Below are 15,569 nucleotides of genomic sequence, written 5' to 3' on the forward strand. Positions count from 1 at the left end.
TCCCGGCAGATGTGAGGAGAACAGCCAGTGGCCACGTACAAGACCTTCTACCAGGTCGGCGGTACCAACGGGCAGTGGACCCCGGACGCGAAGCTGGACATCGCCATCAGCAGCCGCAGTGAGGTGCTGGGGGCGTCGGCCCCCGCCACCGGTACCACCGTCACCTGGAGCGGGCCCCGGGGCAGCGCCACCGTCACGTTCTTCGACAACGGCGCCACGTTCCAGGGTACGGCCCAGTTCCCGAACGAGGGCCCGATCGGCTACCGCGGGGAACGCGTCTGAGACACCCCGCCTGGGGCCCGCGGGCCCCAGGCGGGGTGTCAGATCAGCAACTGCGCCATCCGTTCGCGCAGTGTCGGATCGGGTTCCTCCGCCACAGCGACCCGCAACACCGCTTGGACAACCGGTTCCCACGACTCCGGTCCCCACCCGGTCAGGGTTCGGACGCCCACCGCGCGGTTGTCCAGCACCGGGGACCGGACGGCGGTCAGCACGAATTCCGTGCCCTGGCCCGGGAAATCGCGGAGACCGGTGACCACGGTGCCCAGCACCACGTGCGCCGACCACCGCCGCGCGACCGCCAGGATGTCCGCCGGGCCGGAGGCCAGCTCGCCCAGGGGCAGGGTCGAGCCCGCCAGCTCCAGGATCGTCGGCAGGCGCTCCGCGGTGGCCTGGGACATCAGGGTGAACCAGTCGTCGTCGGCGAGGGTGGCGCGCAGGCGCCGGACGGTCGCGGGGAAGCGGTCGATGCCCAGCCGGGCGGCGGCGTAGCTGGCGTCCTGGAAGGCGCGGTCGTCCGGCGACTCCAGGTCGCGCAGGGTCAGGCCGTGCCAGCGCGGGTCGGCCATCAGGTCGCGGCAGCGCCGGACCAGGCTGTCGTGCCGGGCCAGGTCCCAGCCGCGCGCGTACCGCTCGTCCCACCCGGGACCGGCGAGGAACTCCTCCACCCTGGCCACCGCGACGAAGTGCCGCAGGTCGGTGCCGTGCCGGGCGAGGTGCCCCACCAGCAGCCACAGCGCCAGCGACGCGTCGTCGTAGTCGTCGACGCCCTCGGCCGGGCCGCCCTCGATCAGTCCACAGAGGATGTCCGAGGCGCCGTCGAGCAGTTCGGGGTCGATCTCCTGGGCCGCCAGGGCGTCGGCCAAGCGGCCCACAGTCGCGGCCCGGAAGGCGAGGTAGTTGTCCACGACGGAGTTGCGGAAACCGCCGCGCAGCAACCAGTCCCGCACCTCGGCACCCGCCGGTTCGGCGAACTGCTCGACCGCGGTGATCCGACCCCACCCGTCGACGCCGCGGGCCAGGGCCAGCAGCACCGGCTCCGGGTCCGGGTGCGTCGCGCGCACGGCCGCGACGGCGAACCGGGTGAACTCCTCGTGCCTGCCGACGAGCAGCAGCAGCTCGGTGTCGGCCGACCCGAGCAGCGCGGTGCCGAACTTCACCGGCGCCCGGTGCCGCGCGCCGGTCACCAACCGGCGGGCCAGCACCCCGGTGTCCAGGTCGAGCCCGCGCACCCGGGCCAGCACGTCGTCGAGCTGGGCCACCACGTCCGGTTCGCACAGCGCGGCGTACAGCGGCTCGTACCCGGACGGGTCCCGCGCCGCGACCGCGACCAGCTCGGGCACCCCGGCGGCGCCCCGGCCCGCGTACTCCACACCGGCCCACCGGGTCCGGCCGCCGCCGTGGGACGCGTCGATCTCGTCGTCGGGCAGGACCTCGCCGCCGGGGAGCAGACCGCGGCCGCCCGGGTTCAGGTGCGCGGCGATGTGGTCGTGGATGCTGGTCGGCACGCTCCCATTGTCGCGCGCGCATCCGACAACCCTGCGCGACCCACCCGTGGCGGTGCGTCAGACGAGCGGTTTGACCAGGAGCTCGAACTCCAGGTCATCGCGCAGCGGCAGCCCGAAGCGCTCGTCGCCGTACGGGAACGGGCTCAGCTCCCCGGTCTGCCGGTAGCCGCGGCGCACGTACCAGGCGGTCAGGTCGGCGCGGGCCGTGATGACCTTCATCCGCATCTCGGTCAGCCCCCACTCGGCCAGGGCGAACCGCTCCGCCTCGGCCAGCACCGCCCGGCCGATGCCGCCGCCCTGCGCCGACGGCGCCACCGCGAACATGCCGAAGTAGCCCGCGCCGTCCTCCTCGGCGACGTGGCAGCAGGACACCAGGGCGCCGTCGTCGGCCACCGCGAGCAGCACGGCGCTCTTCGGCGCGGTGATGACCTCGGCGACCCCCTCGGGGTCGGTGCGCTGGCCCTCCAGCAGGTCGGCTTCGGTGGTCCAGCCCACCCGGCTGGCGTCGCCGCGGTAGGCGGACTCGACCAGCGGTACGAGCGCGGGGACGTCGTCGAGGGTGGCGCGGCGGAACGTGAGCACGGACCGAGCCTAGGCGCTGTCCTGCGGGTCTGGTGCGCGGATAGCGCGTGCTGGACCCGCAGGACGGTGCCTGGCCGCCGGACCGGGTGACTACCCTTGCCCGTTATGGGACTGTTCGGCCGCAGGAGGGCCAGGGCAGCGGTCGCCGCGTTGGCCGAGCACCTGGTCCTGGACCGGGCGTGGGACGACATCGCGCTCGACGTCGGCGTGGACGCGGTCCGCGACGGCCACCGCCGGGCCGGGGTGGCGCTGCTGCGCGAGTGCCGCGAGGACCACGAGGTCCGCGCGCAGCGGGTCCGCGCGCTCGCCGACGCCGCCGTCGGCCAGTCGGTGGAGATCCGCGACCTGCTCGGCGACGGCCTCAGCCAGGCCGAGGCCGCCGACCTGCTGCTCTGGCTGGGCAGCACGCTGATCGCCGAGGCTTGGCGCATCCGCGGCGCGGGCTGGCGGCGGTCGGTGGACGACGAGCGGCACCGGCTGTTCCGGTCCCGGCTGCGCGAGGCCCGCGACCCGCTGATGGCCGCGGCGAAACTGGCCCCGAACGACGCCACCCCGTGGGTGGAGCTGCAGCGCTACGCCCGCGGCTTACGCCTGGACCGCACCCAGCACGACCTGGCCTGGATCGAGGCCACCGACCGCTGCCCCACCTCGTACCCGGCGCACGCCGCCCGTCTCCAGTCCCTCACCGGCAAGTGGGGCGGCTCGCACGAGGCCATGTTCGCCTTCGCCAGGGAGACCGTCGCCAAGTGCGAACCGGGCAGCCCCCTGGTCGCGATGCTCCCCACCGCGCACGCCGAGTACCTGCTCGTGGAGGGCGACCGCCACATCGCCGAGGGCAACGCGTGGGCGTACGTCAAGCTCAACACCCGCCACTTCACCCCGACTGTCCGCGAAGAACTCGTCGCGGCCGACGAGAAGTGGCGCTCCCCGGAGGACGCCTCGGCGGGCGACCTCGAGGCGCACAACCTGCTGGGCTGGGCGATGCTGGAGATCGGCGACCACGACCGGGCCCGGGCCCACCTGTCCAAGGTGGGCAACCGCCCTTCCTACCTACCGTGGTCCTACAACGGCGAACACGCCTACGCCCGCGCCCTGGTGCGCCTCGGGTTGGACTGACAACCCGCGCACTAACCGCCGATCTCACCCGGCCGGTTACCCGAGTTGGAGGTGCTGGTCGGCTTCGATGACGACCTCGCCGGTGAGGCCACCCGCCTGTCGAAGCGCATCCGCGGCCTGCTCACCGGCATCCACCCCGCCCTGGAACGCGCCATCGGCCCCAGGATCAGCCACCCGGCGGTGCTGGAGACCCTCTCGCGCTGCGGCGGCCCCACCGGCATCCACAGGCGGGACGGCGCACGCTGACCACGATCGCCGCCGAACACGCCCCCCGCAGGGCGAGCAGCTGGTCGAGGCGATCCTCACCGCGCTGGACGAGCGGACCGTCACCGTCCCCACCTCGCCGACAGCCTGGAAACTGTTCTGGCGCAACGCGAACAGGTCGCCGCCGAGGTCGAGGGGATACTCGATGCGCACCCTCTCGCCGGGGTCCTGATCTCCATGCCCGGCATCGGGGTCAGGACCGCCGCACAACGCCGCCCTCATCTGCCTGGCCCGCCGCCGCTGCGACGTGCTGTTCGCCATGCTCCGCACCAAGACCCACCACCCCGAGATCGCCTCCGCTCCCGCCGCAGCTTGACAACCCCATAGGGACACCCCCGGGGGAGGGCGGGGGCCTTCCTGGGGCCCGGCGGGGTGATCAAAAAGGTTGCCGACCACGCTGGAGCAGGAACCTAGAGCTCCTCCCACCAAGTCGACGGCGCAGGCGGGTCACCCACGTCGACCCGTTCCCCAGGACGCGGGACCACGACCCGAACACCGTGCGGTTCGGCCGCCGCCAAGACTCGCCGAACCGGGTCGGCCCACGGGTGCGGGGCCAGGGTGAACGTCGCCCAGTGGACCGGGATCAGCAGCCCGCCCCGAACGTCCACATGCGCCCGCACCCCCTCCTCCGGCGTCATGTGGATGTCCGGCCACCCCTCCGCGTACGCCCCGATCTGCACCAGCGTCGCGTCGAACGGCCCGTGCTCCGCCCCGATCTCCGCGTACCCGTCGAAGTACCCCGAGTCCCCCGTGTAGAACACCCGGTGCTCCGCGCCCGCGATCACCCAGGACGCCCACAGCGTCCCGTCCCGGCTGAACCCGCGCCCCGAGAAGTGCTGGGCCGCGGTCGCCGTCAGCCGCGCCCCACCGATCTCCACCGACTCCGACCAGTCCAGCTCGACGATCCGCGAGTCCGGCACCCGCCACCGCTCCAGGTGCGCGCCGATGCCCAGCGGCACCACGAACGGCGCGTCCTGGGTGCGGACCAGTTCCCGCACCGCGGCGAGGTCCAGGTGGTCGTAGTGGTCGTGCGAGATCACGATGGCGTCCACCCGGGGCAGCGCCGCGATGTCGTGCGGTGGCCGGTGCAGCCGCTTCGGCCCGACCAGCCGGGACGGCGACACCCGGTCACCCCACACCGGGTCGACCAGCACGCGCGCCCCGTCGACCTCCACCAGTGCCGTGGCGTGGCCGTGCCAGGTGATGTGCAGCCCCGCCGAGACCGGGGGCGCGGGGTCGACCAGCGGGATCGGGCCCGCGGGCCGCCGCCGCCCGCCGCACTGGTACTCCCGGATCGTGGACCGCAGGTCGGCCGGGCTCACCGACCGCGTCGACGCCCGGTTGTGGAACGTCCCGTCGCGGAACTGCGGCGAACGCGCCATCCGCTCAGCGCGTTCCCCGCTCGCCCGCCGCCCCATCGCGACCGGGATGTCACGCACGACCCAAGCCAAACCCGCCAAGCCCAGGGCGGCCAGTACCTTCTTCATACCCCCATGGTGCTCGCCCGCGGCCGTGCGCGCTCTCAGGCGTCCGCGGACCACCCGGCACAACGTCGCCTGCGGGCACCGCTCGACCACCGGGACCCCACGACGTGATCCGCGTCTCCGGCGGAGGTCAGTCCTCGACGACCGCGCGCAGCCGCATGGCGCGCCGCGCGACCAGACCCGGGCGCGGCGTGCGGACCGAGACCGAGCCGAGGAACGACGGGTCGATCCGCACCCCCGGTGGCGCTGGGTAGTCGTCCTTGGGCGCGTCCGGGTGCTCCGGCGGCAGCAGGTCGAGGATCGCGCGCAGCGCCCAGCGGGCGTGCCCCTGGTAGGACCACACGACCGTGTCGGCGGTGAACACGTCCCAGTCGCGGACCTGGCGCGAGCGGGCTGCGGTGACCTCGTGCGCGTCCTTGATCACCACGAAGTCGACGTGGTGCTCCCACGCGTAGGTCGCCACGATCGCCTCGGGGCGGTCGTGGCCACCGCACAGGTAGACGGTGAACCCGTCCGCGACGACCGCTCTCAGCAGGTCGTCGATCTCGCTCAACTCGGTCGGCTGTGACTGCTCGCAGGGCTGACTCATCGTGATCACCCGATTGGCCGGTGTCATTGTCGAGGCAACTAGCCGCTTGATGACACGGTGTGGTCGTGGTTCCTGTCTACATCACCCGAATGCCCCAAGGGGAGTCATTGCTGCCAATGACACAAAGAGGACGCATATCGATGCCCACCGCCCCGACGGGTTATGGCGGGTCGGCATCTATCGGGTAACAACGCCACGAACAGGTGTCACCCGGTACAAACTGCCCTCAGGTGGGTGACTACCCTCGCCGCCGACTGCGTCGGCGGCTCATGCGAAGTCAGGGCTGCGCGACCCTGCCTTAGGAGGAGTCTGTTGAGCATCTCTCGTTCTCGCGACTGGCTGCGCGCCAGCGGTCGCTTAGCCGCCGCGACGACCATCGCGGCCACCGCCATCCTCAGCCTGATGGTCGGCACCGCGGGCGCCCAGGAAGGGGGCGACGGCACCGGCGGCGGCAGCCAGCCGAGCTCCTCGTCCTCGTCGAGCCCCACGTCCGAGCCGCCGTCGTCGTCCAGCAGCTCGGAACCGCCGTCCTCGACGAGCAAGCCGCCGACCTCGGAGCCGACGTCGAGCAAGCCGACCAGTCAGCCCACCGGCACCACCAAGCCGAACCCGGGCGTGTCGACCACCACGAACCCGTTGGCGCGCGGCCTGAACTCGACCGCCGCCGTGGTCGGCCCGCAGGCCAAGGCCCGCTCGGCCGACGGCTCGGTGACCGGCGCGGGTGCCGCCGACGAGCTGGCCGAGACCGGCGCCAACGTCGGCGTCCCGGTGGCCATCGGCGGCCTGCTGGTCCTCGGCGGCGGTGCCGCCCTGATGCTGTCCCGCCGCCCCCGCCGCGAGGGCTCGGAGTAAGTCGCTCTACCACAAGAGGCCCCGACCACCATTCACGGGTGGTCGGGGCCTCTTCGTATTGCGGACGATATATTGAAGCTTCAACGTATCGGCATCTGCACCGGACTCCCGATTGCCTCGAACACCAAGAGGGTGTTGACCGAGACCACCTCGACCCGGCTCAGCAGGCGCGTTATCAGCATTTGCTGCAGGTGCGTGGTGTCCGGCACGGCGACCTGCACCAAATAGTCGTCGGGGCCCGCGACGTGCAGCAGCGACACCGTTTCCGGCTGCTCCAGCACGAACGCCTTGAACTCCTCGACAATGCGCTGGCGGTGCGGTCGGACCCGGACGGACAGCAGCGCGCTGATGGGCCTGCCGAGCGCGGGCAGGCTCACCGTCGCGTGGAACCCGGTGAGCACGCCCCGGCGCCGCAGCGAGCGGACGCGCTCCAGCGCGGTGGACGGGGCCACGCCGACTATCGAGGCCAACTCCTTGTTCTGCAGGCGGGCGTCGCGCTGCAGCTCACGCAGGATGGCGAGGTCGGTGGCGTCGAGGTCGGCTGGCTGGCCCATGGTCGTCGAGTGTCTCCCCGCCGGGACGTTCCCGCGAACCCTGGTCAGCGGTGGGCGTCCTTGAGCGCGTAGTCGAGGTCCGCCTGGATGTCGTCCGGGTGCTCCAACCCGACCGACATCCGCAGCAACCCCGCGCGCGGCTTGGCGGCGGCCTCGACCGGCCGGTGGGTCAGCGACGCCGGGTGCTGGACCAGCGTGTCCACCCCGCCCAGCGACACCGCGTGGGTGATCAACCGGACGGCGGACGCGACCCGCGCGGCCGTGCCCGCGTCGGCGACCTCGAACGCGACCATCGCGCCCGGACCGGACATCTGCGTGCCGACCAGCGGCCCCGACGGGAAGTGCACCCGGCGCACGTGCTCGTGCCCCGCCAACCACTCGGCCAGCCGCACCGCGCCCGCCTGCTGGGCCTGGACCCGCACCGGCAGCGTCTGGAGCCCGCGGTGCAGCAGGTACGCGGCCAGCGGGTGCAGCAGGCCACCGGTCACCGCCCGGACCCGCCGCAGCCGCGCGGCCCAGTGGGCGCTGGTGGCCACGACCCCGCCGACCACGTCGCCGTGCCCGCCCAGGTACTTCGTCGCCGAGTGCAGCACGAGCGCCGCGCCGTGCTCGATGGGCCGCTGGAGCACGGGGGTCGCGAAGGTGTTGTCCACGACCACCGGCACACCGCCTGCCGCCTTGCACACCGCGCGCAGGTCGAGCAGGTCCAGCGTCGGGTTGGCGGGCGTCTCGACCAGCACGAGCCCGGTGTCCGGGCGCACCGCGGCGGCGACGCGGTCCGGCGCGGCCCAGGTGACGGTGGTCCCGACGAGACCGGTCGCGAGCAGGTGGTCGGCGCCGCCGTAGAGCGGTCGCACGGCGACGACGTGCGGCTTGCCCAGGCTGACCGTGGCGATCAGGCACGCGGTCAGCGCCGCCATCCCCGATCCGAACGCGACGGACTCCTCGGTCGCCTCCAGCGCCGCCATGGCGTCCTCGAAGCGGGCCACGGTCGGGTTCCACAGCCGCTGGTACACGAGTCCGCCCTCGGCGGGCGGCCTGCCGCCACCGGCCAGCGCCTCGTACGCCGCGCCACCGGACCCGATATCGGGCACGGGATTGGTGGTGGACAGGTCGATCGGCGGGACGTGCGTCCCGAGCCCCGCGAGGTCGTCGCGGCCCGCGTGCACGGCGAGCGTGGCCAGGCTGGTCATCTGTGCTCCCTCGTCCCGGGTGGAGATCGTCGGTGCGCACAGCATGGGTGGCGGTTCGCCCGGGCGGTCCGCACGGGAAACCGCGGTGCCCTTTCGGTCACCCTGGCCGACGCGGATTCGGCCGGAACCCCTTGTCCGGGGCCGGATCCGAATACCGTTCGGAACCGCTCAGGCCGGGGCGTGCGGGGCCAGCAGGTCGACGAAGATGCGCCTGCCCTGGTCGATGGTGTCCTGGTGGCCGGTCTCGGCGAGCCGGAAGGCCAAGCGGGTCAACACGTCGGTGACCGTGACGCACTGCAGCAGCGTCGCGCGCAGCGGCGGGGTGTCGGCGAACCCGAAGCGGCGCACCAGCAGGTCGGCGAAGACCTCGGCGAGCGGGTTGTCGAAGGTCTCCGGCTCCAGCTCGCCCGCGGCCAGCCCGGCGCCGCTGACCGCGCGGAAACCCTCGTCCGTGCGGCACATCTCGACGTAGACCGCGTGCGCGTGCGCCACGACCGCCTGCCACGGCGCCGCGTCCGGCGACTCCTCGGCGACCCGTTCGCCGAAGCGGCGCGTGTTGCGGTCGAGCACCGCGCGCATGACCGCGACCTTGTCGGGGAAGTAGCGGTAGACCGATCCGATGGAGACGGTGGCCGCCTTGGCGATGTCGGCGGTGGTCGTGCCAGTGTGCCCCTTCTCCGCCACCACCCGGGCCGCCGCGTCCAGAATGCGTTCGATCTGGCGACTGGCCCGATACTGGGTCGGCGTCCGCCGAACCTGGTACGGCGTGTCTGGAACGGTCACGTGCGCCATTGTGCCCAGATGGCTTCGGCCCACTGGGGGAGCTGGAGGAATCCTTGTCGGAAACATGCGTGTTCTGCCGAATCGTCTCCGGTGAACTCCCGGCCGCGACGGTCCACGAGGACGACGACTCCGTGGCCTTCCTCGACCACCGTCCACTCTTCCGCGGCCATGTCCTACTGGTACCGAGGACACATGTGACCGTCCTGAGCGACCTGCCCGCCGAGCGCGTCGGCCCGTTCTTCACCCTCGCCCAGCGGCTGGAGCGCGCGGTCGAGGACGGCCTCGGCGCGGACGGCTCGCTGATCCTGATCAACAACGTGATCAGCCAGTCGGTGCCCCACCTGCACCTGCACGTCATCCCGCGCAACCGCAAGGACGGGCTGCGGTTCTGGCTGGGCCCCCGGCACCCCTACGACGCCGAGCACCCGGCCGAGTCCTACGCCGCGCGGATCCGGGCGGCGCTGGCGGGCTGACCCGCGCGCCGGGCGCGGGGTGGGACCGGTCACCCGGGGTCAGATGATCGGTGAACGGATCGCATTCGTCGTGGTCGGTCGGATACCGTGCGTGGAGACTCGATGGTCCTCGTCCGACGGGAGGCGGATGTCGCGCGCGGCGGCCACGGGGATGCGGGACGCGCTCACCGCCGAGATCACCAGTCTCCGGCGGACCGGCGCCGCGGCCGCGCCCCGGGCGGAACTGGCCTCCGGGCGGGCGACCGGCGGCGCACGGTACGCGTGCGCGCTGGTGTCGTGGCCCCCCGACCTGAGCGCCGACGGCGCCCTGGTGGCGCGCGCGGGTGGCGGCGGGCCGTGGGTGCCGGTGTCCGAGGTGGTGGTGGACGGCGCCGAGGTGCGGTTGGCCTGCGCGGCCGAACTCGGCGCGGGACCGGTGTTCGTGCGGGCCGACCCGGCCCGGTCCGCGGTGGCGCTGCGCTCGGCGCTCGACGCGGCGGTCGGCAGCGGTCTGGCGCCCGTGCTGCTCGGGGAGCGCCCCGGGGTCACCGGCGAGGCACCCGACGCGGCCGAGGTGACCACCGGCTTCGACAAGCTCAACCTGGCCCAGCGGCGGGCGCTGACCCGCGCGCTCGGCAGCGACCTGGCGTTCGTCTGGGGACCGCCGGGCACCGGCAAGACCGACGTGCTGGCCCGGGTCGTGGAGGGCAGCCTGCGGCGCGGCCAGACGGTGCTGCTGACCGCGCCGACGGCGGTCGCGGTGGACCACGCGCTGGAGCGGATCTGCGACCTGATCGGCACCCTCCCCGGCTTCGACGAGGGCCTGGTCCGCCGGCTCGGCCCGGCCGCGGTCCCCAGCCTCGTCCGCCGCCACGGCGCGGCGGTCGACACCGAGCGGGTGCTGGCCCGGCTCAGCGCCCCGCTGGCGGCGCGCGCGGGCGGGCTGCGGGAGCGCCAGCGGGAGGTGGCCGCCCGGCTGCGCGACCGCGAGGCGGCGGACGCCGCGCACGCCAGGGTCGTCGCGGCGGACGGCGTGCTGGCGCGCCACCACGGCAAGCGCCGCGCCGTGGTCACCTTCCTGACCACAGTGGACAGTGAGCTGGCCGCCGTGGACGCCCGGTTGGCCGAGGCGGACGCGAAGCTCTTCGCCGAGCGCCGGGCCGACCGGTTGCGCGTGGAGCGCGCGGACCTCACCGCCCGGCGGGCCGCCGGGCTGACCGACCTCGCGGCCGTCGACGCCGCGATCGCCCGCGCCCGCGGGGAACTGGCCGAGCTGCGGTCGGTGGCGGCCCAGGCGGTCGCCCGCGCGGGCGGCGCGAGCGTGCGGGCGCTGCGCGCGGCGGCGGACGGCATCGCGGACAAGGTGCGCCGGGTGGACGCCGAGCTGGCCGGGTTGCCCAAGCGCGTGCTGGACAACTGCCGCCTGGTGGCGATGACGACCCAGCGGGGCCACCTCGGCGGGCTGCCGGTGGTGCCGGACGTGGTCGTGGTGGACGAGGCCGGGATGGTCGACCTGCCCACGGCGGTGCGGCTGGCGAGCCAGGCGGAGCAGCGGGTGGTGTTCGCGGGCGACACCCGCCAGCTGCCGCCCGCCCCGGCCTGCCTGGTGGACCGGCACGCGAGCACCCAGGACCGGGCGCTGGTCCGCCGGTGGCTGGCGCGGGACGTGTTCCGGGCGGCGGGGGCGGTCGACGAGGACGGCCAGGCCACCGACGACCCGCGGCTGGCCCGGCTGGGCACCCAGTACCGGATGCGGCCCGCGATCTCGGCGCTGGTGAACGCCGTGGCCTACCCGGACGGCCCGACCCGCACCGGGCGCAGCGACGTCTCGTCAGTGGCCCGCAGCCGGGTCCTGGGGGCGCCCCTGGTGCTGGTCGACACCAGCGGCCACACCCCGGCGTCGACCTACCGCGACCAGCTGCACGCGGCGCTGGTCCGCGAGTGCGTCGGCCGCCTCGAGCACGAGGGCGTGCTCCCCTGGCGCGAGCCCCGGGCGGCGCTGGCGGCCATCACCCCGTACCGGACCCAGGCGCGGGTGCTGGACGCGTACCTGCGCGAGCACCTGGGTCCCCGGTTCGCCGGTGTCGCGGACACGGTCCACCGGTACCAGGGCGACCAGCGGCCGGTGGTCATCCTGGACACGGTCGCGGGCCCGTTCTACTCGGGGACCGGCAAGGACTCCGCGACCTGCCGCCTGGTGAACGTCGCGCTGAGCCGGGCGCAGGACCACCTCGTGGTGGTGGCGAACGTGGACCGGCTGCGGGCCACGCTGCCCGGCGACAGCGAGATGCACGCGCTGCTGGACCACCTGCGGGTCAACGCCGAGCGGCTGCCGGTCGAGGAGCTGGTCCCCGTGCGGACCGCGGACCAGCCGCCGTCGGCGGGCCCGGCCTTCGTCCCGGCGGCGGAGGTGGACGAGGCGGTCGCCCTGGACATCGGCCGGGCGGCGGACCGCGTCGAGATCTACAGCCCGGAACCGGCCGCGGCCCGCGTGGCCGCCTTCGCGCCCGCCCTGCGGGAGGCGGCGTCCCGGGGGGTGCCGGTCCGCCTGTTCACCCCGCGCCCGCCCGCCGCCGAGGACGCGGGCTGGGAGGTCGTCGCGAGCGCGACCGTGCGGGAACCGCTGGTCATCACCGACAACACCCTGTGGCACCCCCCGTTCGACCTGCTGGCCGCCACCGCGGCCGACGCACCCGCGCTCCGCATGGAGAGCGCGGTCGCCTGCACGACGGCCCGCCCGCGCCCGGCGCCCGTGCCCGCCCAGCGGGTCGCCGCGCGGACCCACCGGCCGCCGCCCCGGGAGAACACACCGTCGGCCGCGCGCTCGACTGAGCTGCGGCCATAGGGGTCGCCGATGGCCACCCCGGCCGACCGTCACCCACGCGGGTGGCATCGGCGCGGGCAGTCGGGTGATTCTCGTGGTGCGCGGCCGTCGCGACCGCCCGGTGGCCGGAGCATCCGCTGGGACGCCGCGGCCCGCGGGCGGAAATCTGGTGACGGGTGGGACTTGCTTTCTGCCCGCAGGCCCGACACATTGGTTCAGACCACTTAACTGGTTCAGACCACTCGACGGCGATGGGGGCGGGATGGCGACGATCAAGCCGGGCGAACTCGAAGCCCGCGTCTGCGTCGGACTGCTGGGCAGGCGGGTCGACGGGCTGCGCTGGAACGGCCACGAGCTGTCGTGGGTGGACCGGCGCGGCGGGCGCGTCCAACTGGGGCGGATGACCGACCTCGGCCCCCGGCACACCGCCTCGCTCGGCGTCGACGGGCGCGTGGTCGGCGCGGTGCCCACGGCGGACGGCTGGGTCGTCGGCGGCGAACCGGTCCTGCTCCGCCGGGACGGTCGCACCGCGGCGCTGCGGCTCCCGCCCGCGGACGGCATCTGGTGCGACCCGGCCGGTCGGCTCTGGCTAGGCACATCGGACACCCTGTACCGGGTGGACCTGGGTGGGTCGGTCCACCCCGTCCTCACCGGACCGACCCACGACCTGGCCTGGAGTCCGGACACGACGACGCTCTACCGCGTCGGGGACAACGGTTTGCTGGCGCACGGCTTCGACTTGGCCAACGGCACCACGACGTCCACCCGCATGCTCGCCCCGGCCGCGCGCGGTGTCGCGGTCGACGCCGAGGGGTTCGTCTGGGTCGCGGTGGGCGACACCGTGCGGCGGATCGACCGCACCGGCGCGTCGCACGTGACCGTGCGGCTCGCCGACGCGGGCGCCGTCGGGTGCTGCTTCGCCGACACCACCATGCTGATCACCACCGACGGCGGCGCGGTGCACGCGTGCGACCCCGGGGTGCGCGGTCTGCCCGCGGTGCGCTGGATGGGGCTGCGGACCCGCGGCAGGACGGCCGTACGCCGGTTCCCCTGAGCGGCCCACACCGGTCACCGACCGCACCCGGCGGTTCGTATGTTCGAGCGAATCCGCTTGATCGCTCTACAACTCGCCCGCCGCACCAGGTACCCACCTAGGTGTGGAAACCGCAGCGCGTTGGCGCACGCCCTCGATCATCCTGGGCGTCGCCGTGTTGGCCCCCCTGATCGCCGGTCAGGTGCTCGGCTGGGCGAACTGGGTCACCTTCCCGGCGGTGCTGGCGGCGCTGGCGCTGGGGGCGCTGCTGGTCAAGCAGGTCCTGTTCCGCCAGGAGCAGCGCGAACTGCGGGCCGCGGCGGCCCGGGAGCGGGTGGAGCGCGCGGAGCAGGAGCCCGCGCCGCACGCGGAGCACCACGTGCCCGCGATCCCGGTGGACAGCGCCGAGCCGTACTACCGGTTCATCCTGGCCTGCACGGTCTGCTGGGTGCCGAACGCGGGCGTGCCGCAGCACGGGAACCTGCGCGGGCTGGCGGTCCACTCCATCCTCGAGCGCGCCAGGCAGGTGACGGTCCAGGGTTCCCCGACCGACGCGGCCGTGGTGCAGACCAGGCTGGCGGCCGAGCTGGGCACGATGACCGCGGACCGGTCCGGCCAGATCGTGAGCTGGGCGGAGAACGTGACCCTCACCGTGCCGGAGGAGGACGCGCGCCGCCTCGACCGGCTGACCGAGCTGCGCAAGGAGAAGCAGGTCCGCCACCAGGAGCAGGAACTAGAGCAGCGGACCCGCACCTACCTCGCCGAGGACGTGCTGACCGACCCGGGCACCGCCGTGGTCTGGTGGCTGGCCCGGCACCCCGAGCAGGTGCGGGAGGCCGCGGACCTCATCCCGACCTTCGCGCAGCTCTCCGCGGCCGTCACCAAGACCGAGATCGCCCCGCAGTACGCCGCCGAGCGGCTCGACACCGAGCGGCCCGCGCTGAGCGCGGTCGGGTGGCCCCGGCTGGACGCGCAGTCCGATGAGGACCGGCGGGCGCTGCCGCGGCCGGAATCGGCGGAACCGCTGTGGCCGCGCGGGAGCCGCGACCACGGCGACCTCGACGACATCGAGGATTCCTCGGCCAGGTAACCGCGGCCGGAAACCGGCGGCCGCCGCCCCGGCGTCAATTCACAACGCGAAAAGATCTCCATCTTTCCCACCATTCGACCCGCGGCGAACAACGCCCGACCGCGCACCCGAAGATCCCCCGCGAGTCCTTTCGAGGACCTCCCGAATCCACATTGGCACCCGCGGGCGGCCCGTCGGCGGACAGCACCGGGAGCGCTTCCGCCGAAGGCCACTGTGGACGGGTCGTGGTCCGCAGTGGACTGTTGGACCGCCCAGGTGGACCGTCGATCGGGTAAGACGGTCGCCTCAATCGGGGTTCTCGCCTTCGAGCGGGACGCACCGACCGGGCCCGCTCGCCGCGCCCCACCCCGAGTCGGGCACACGTACCCAACTCGACCGGAAGACCGTCCCGACGCGAGCCGGGCGACCACGAAACCCGTCGACGTGACACCGAGCACAGCGCGCCCGCGAACCCCCGAGCGACGCCCCGCGAGTCCACCGGGCAAGCCCCGGGGCCGCCCAAGCGCCCGCTACGGCCCGCGCACCGGCCCGGTCGCGGGGTTCACCCGAGCTTCACCCGACAAGGGCGTCCTGGGCCATTCTGGGGGCATTTTCGGTGCACTCCGCGCAACGCGGCGACCGGACCACGAGCAGTGGTGGGGGATTTGCGGCGATTCGGCGCGGGAATACCCCCTTGGGGGCGTGACAGGCCCCGGTGTCGGCTCCACCCGACCTCCGGGGCCCGCCGTCCCCATCGCGCGAGGGCGCGGTGCGCGGTGTCCCGGCCGCGGCGACCGCAGAGGCGATGAGAACGGACGATGATCCGCTGCCGACCCTGCACGGCGCGGTCCATCGTTCCGACCGACATAGTCCCCGTTTTTGAGTTCGCTAGCAACGACGTCCATCACTTAGCGGTCGTGAAATTCGTTAACTCACCGCCCGCGACCACTCGACTACACCCTTTCGGCTCAGGCCCGGGTCCTCTTG

Annotated in this window: 14 protein-coding genes and 1 pseudogene; 8 read left to right on the plus strand and 7 right to left on the minus strand. The window is 73.8% G+C overall.

Features of this window, described 5'->3' with window-relative positions; translation table 11 throughout:
* Nucleotides 1-27: 27 nt before the first annotated feature.
* Nucleotides 28-282, plus strand: a complete 255-nt coding sequence (locus V5P93_RS32215; RefSeq protein ID WP_104482209.1) for a hypothetical protein — start codon at nt 28-30, stop codon at nt 280-282.
* 38 nt (nt 283-320) lie between these two features.
* Here V5P93_RS32215 and V5P93_RS32220 read toward each other — a convergent pair whose 3' ends face one another.
* Together V5P93_RS32220 and V5P93_RS32225 are read right to left on the minus strand one after the other, a co-directional pair.
* The gene (locus V5P93_RS32220; RefSeq protein ID WP_104482208.1) at nt 321-1,787 is read right to left on the minus strand and encodes a hypothetical protein; all 1,467 of its coding nucleotides are present in this window, start codon (nt 1,785-1,787) and stop codon (nt 321-323) included.
* Between the two features lie 57 nt (nt 1,788-1,844).
* Nucleotides 1,845-2,369 carry a GNAT family N-acetyltransferase gene (locus V5P93_RS32225; protein ID WP_104482207.1) on the minus strand — a complete coding sequence of 175 codons (525 nt, stop codon included), beginning with the start codon at nt 2,367-2,369 and terminating at the stop codon, nt 1,845-1,847.
* A gap of 105 nt (nt 2,370-2,474) precedes the next feature.
* On the opposite strand from V5P93_RS32225, the gene V5P93_RS32230 reads away from it, so the two are divergent.
* The gene (locus tag V5P93_RS32230) at nt 2,475-3,485 is read left to right on the plus strand and encodes a hypothetical protein (protein WP_146108281.1); all 1,011 of its coding nucleotides are present in this window, start codon (nt 2,475-2,477) and stop codon (nt 3,483-3,485) included.
* 36 nt (nt 3,486-3,521) lie between these two features.
* Nucleotides 3,522-3,959 (plus strand): annotated as a pseudogene (locus tag V5P93_RS32235) (IS110 family transposase); the annotation flags it as partial.
* Nucleotides 3,960-4,159: 200 nt separating this feature from the next.
* Here V5P93_RS32235 and V5P93_RS32240 read toward each other — a convergent pair.
* Both V5P93_RS32240 and V5P93_RS32245 read right to left on the minus strand, forming a co-directional pair.
* Nucleotides 4,160-5,236, minus strand: coding sequence for an MBL fold metallo-hydrolase (locus V5P93_RS32240; RefSeq protein WP_104482205.1), 1,077 nt, complete (start codon nt 5,234-5,236; stop codon nt 4,160-4,162).
* Nucleotides 5,237-5,363: 127 nt separating this feature from the next.
* The gene (locus V5P93_RS32245) at nt 5,364-5,822 is read right to left on the minus strand and encodes a hypothetical protein (RefSeq protein ID WP_146108280.1); all 459 of its coding nucleotides are present in this window, start codon (nt 5,820-5,822) and stop codon (nt 5,364-5,366) included.
* A 312-nt stretch (nt 5,823-6,134) separates the two neighbouring features.
* Here V5P93_RS32245 and V5P93_RS32250 point away from each other — a divergent pair, with 312 nt between their 5' ends.
* The gene (locus tag V5P93_RS32250; protein WP_146108279.1) at nt 6,135-6,674 is read left to right on the plus strand and encodes an LPXTG cell wall anchor domain-containing protein; all 540 of its coding nucleotides are present in this window, start codon (nt 6,135-6,137) and stop codon (nt 6,672-6,674) included.
* Nucleotides 6,675-6,754: 80 nt separating this feature from the next.
* On the opposite strand, the gene V5P93_RS32255 is transcribed toward V5P93_RS32250, so the two are convergent.
* The 3 genes from V5P93_RS32255 to V5P93_RS32265 all read right to left on the minus strand — a co-directional run bounded on the left by V5P93_RS32255 (nt 6,755) and on the right by V5P93_RS32265 (nt 9,204).
* Nucleotides 6,755-7,228, minus strand: a complete 474-nt coding sequence (locus V5P93_RS32255; protein ID WP_104482201.1) for an Lrp/AsnC family transcriptional regulator — start codon at nt 7,226-7,228, stop codon at nt 6,755-6,757.
* A 44-nt stretch (nt 7,229-7,272) separates the two neighbouring features.
* On the minus strand, nt 7,273-8,421 hold the full coding sequence (locus tag V5P93_RS32260) for a PLP-dependent aspartate aminotransferase family protein (RefSeq protein ID WP_104482200.1): 1,149 nt from the start codon (nt 8,419-8,421) through the stop codon (nt 7,273-7,275).
* A 168-nt stretch (nt 8,422-8,589) separates the two neighbouring features.
* Nucleotides 8,590-9,204 (minus strand): TetR/AcrR family transcriptional regulator, encoded by a 615-nt coding sequence (locus V5P93_RS32265; RefSeq protein WP_181043802.1) that lies wholly within the window; start codon nt 9,202-9,204, stop codon nt 8,590-8,592.
* 68 nt (nt 9,205-9,272) lie between these two features.
* Between V5P93_RS32265 and V5P93_RS32270 the strand changes: the two genes are divergently transcribed.
* The 4 genes from V5P93_RS32270 (at nt 9,273) to V5P93_RS32285 (ending at nt 14,603) form a co-directional block, all read left to right on the plus strand.
* Nucleotides 9,273-9,677: an HIT family protein gene (locus V5P93_RS32270; protein ID WP_104482198.1), complete on the plus strand. Its 405-nt coding sequence runs from the start codon at nt 9,273-9,275 to the stop codon at nt 9,675-9,677.
* A 127-nt stretch (nt 9,678-9,804) separates the two neighbouring features.
* Nucleotides 9,805-12,501 (plus strand): AAA domain-containing protein, encoded by a 2,697-nt coding sequence (locus tag V5P93_RS32275; RefSeq protein WP_104482197.1) that lies wholly within the window; start codon nt 9,805-9,807, stop codon nt 12,499-12,501.
* Nucleotides 12,502-12,742: 241 nt separating this feature from the next.
* Complete coding sequence (locus V5P93_RS32280) at nt 12,743-13,534, plus strand: SMP-30/gluconolactonase/LRE family protein (protein WP_104482196.1); 792 nt, start codon at nt 12,743-12,745, stop codon at nt 13,532-13,534.
* A gap of 103 nt (nt 13,535-13,637) precedes the next feature.
* On the plus strand, nt 13,638-14,603 hold the full coding sequence (locus tag V5P93_RS32285; RefSeq protein ID WP_104482195.1) for a hypothetical protein: 966 nt from the start codon (nt 13,638-13,640) through the stop codon (nt 14,601-14,603).
* Nucleotides 14,604-15,569 lie beyond the last annotated feature (966 nt).

The organism is Actinokineospora auranticolor (assembly GCF_041897805.1).
In the GTDB taxonomy this organism is placed as follows: Bacteria; Actinomycetota; Actinomycetes; order Mycobacteriales; family Pseudonocardiaceae; genus Actinokineospora; species Actinokineospora auranticolor.

Coding starts and splice junctions, on each gene's coding strand:
- V5P93_RS32230 (WP_146108281.1), top strand. CDS start 2,475: ATGGGACTGTTCGGCCGCAGGAGGGCCAGGGCAGCGGTCGCCGCGTTG.
- V5P93_RS32240 (WP_104482205.1), bottom strand. CDS start 5,236: ATGAAGAAGGTACTGGCCGCCCTGGGCTTGGCGGGTTTGGCTTGGGTC.
- V5P93_RS32245 (WP_146108280.1), bottom strand. CDS start 5,822: ATGAGTCAGCCCTGCGAGCAGTCACAGCCGACCGAGTTGAGCGAGATC.
- V5P93_RS32255 (WP_104482201.1), bottom strand. CDS start 7,228: ATGGGCCAGCCAGCCGACCTCGACGCCACCGACCTCGCCATCCTGCGT.
- V5P93_RS32260 (WP_104482200.1), bottom strand. CDS start 8,421: ATGACCAGCCTGGCCACGCTCGCCGTGCACGCGGGCCGCGACGACCTC.
- V5P93_RS32275 (WP_104482197.1), top strand. CDS start 9,805: ATGTCGCGCGCGGCGGCCACGGGGATGCGGGACGCGCTCACCGCCGAG.
- V5P93_RS32280 (WP_104482196.1), top strand. CDS start 12,743: ATGGCGACGATCAAGCCGGGCGAACTCGAAGCCCGCGTCTGCGTCGGA.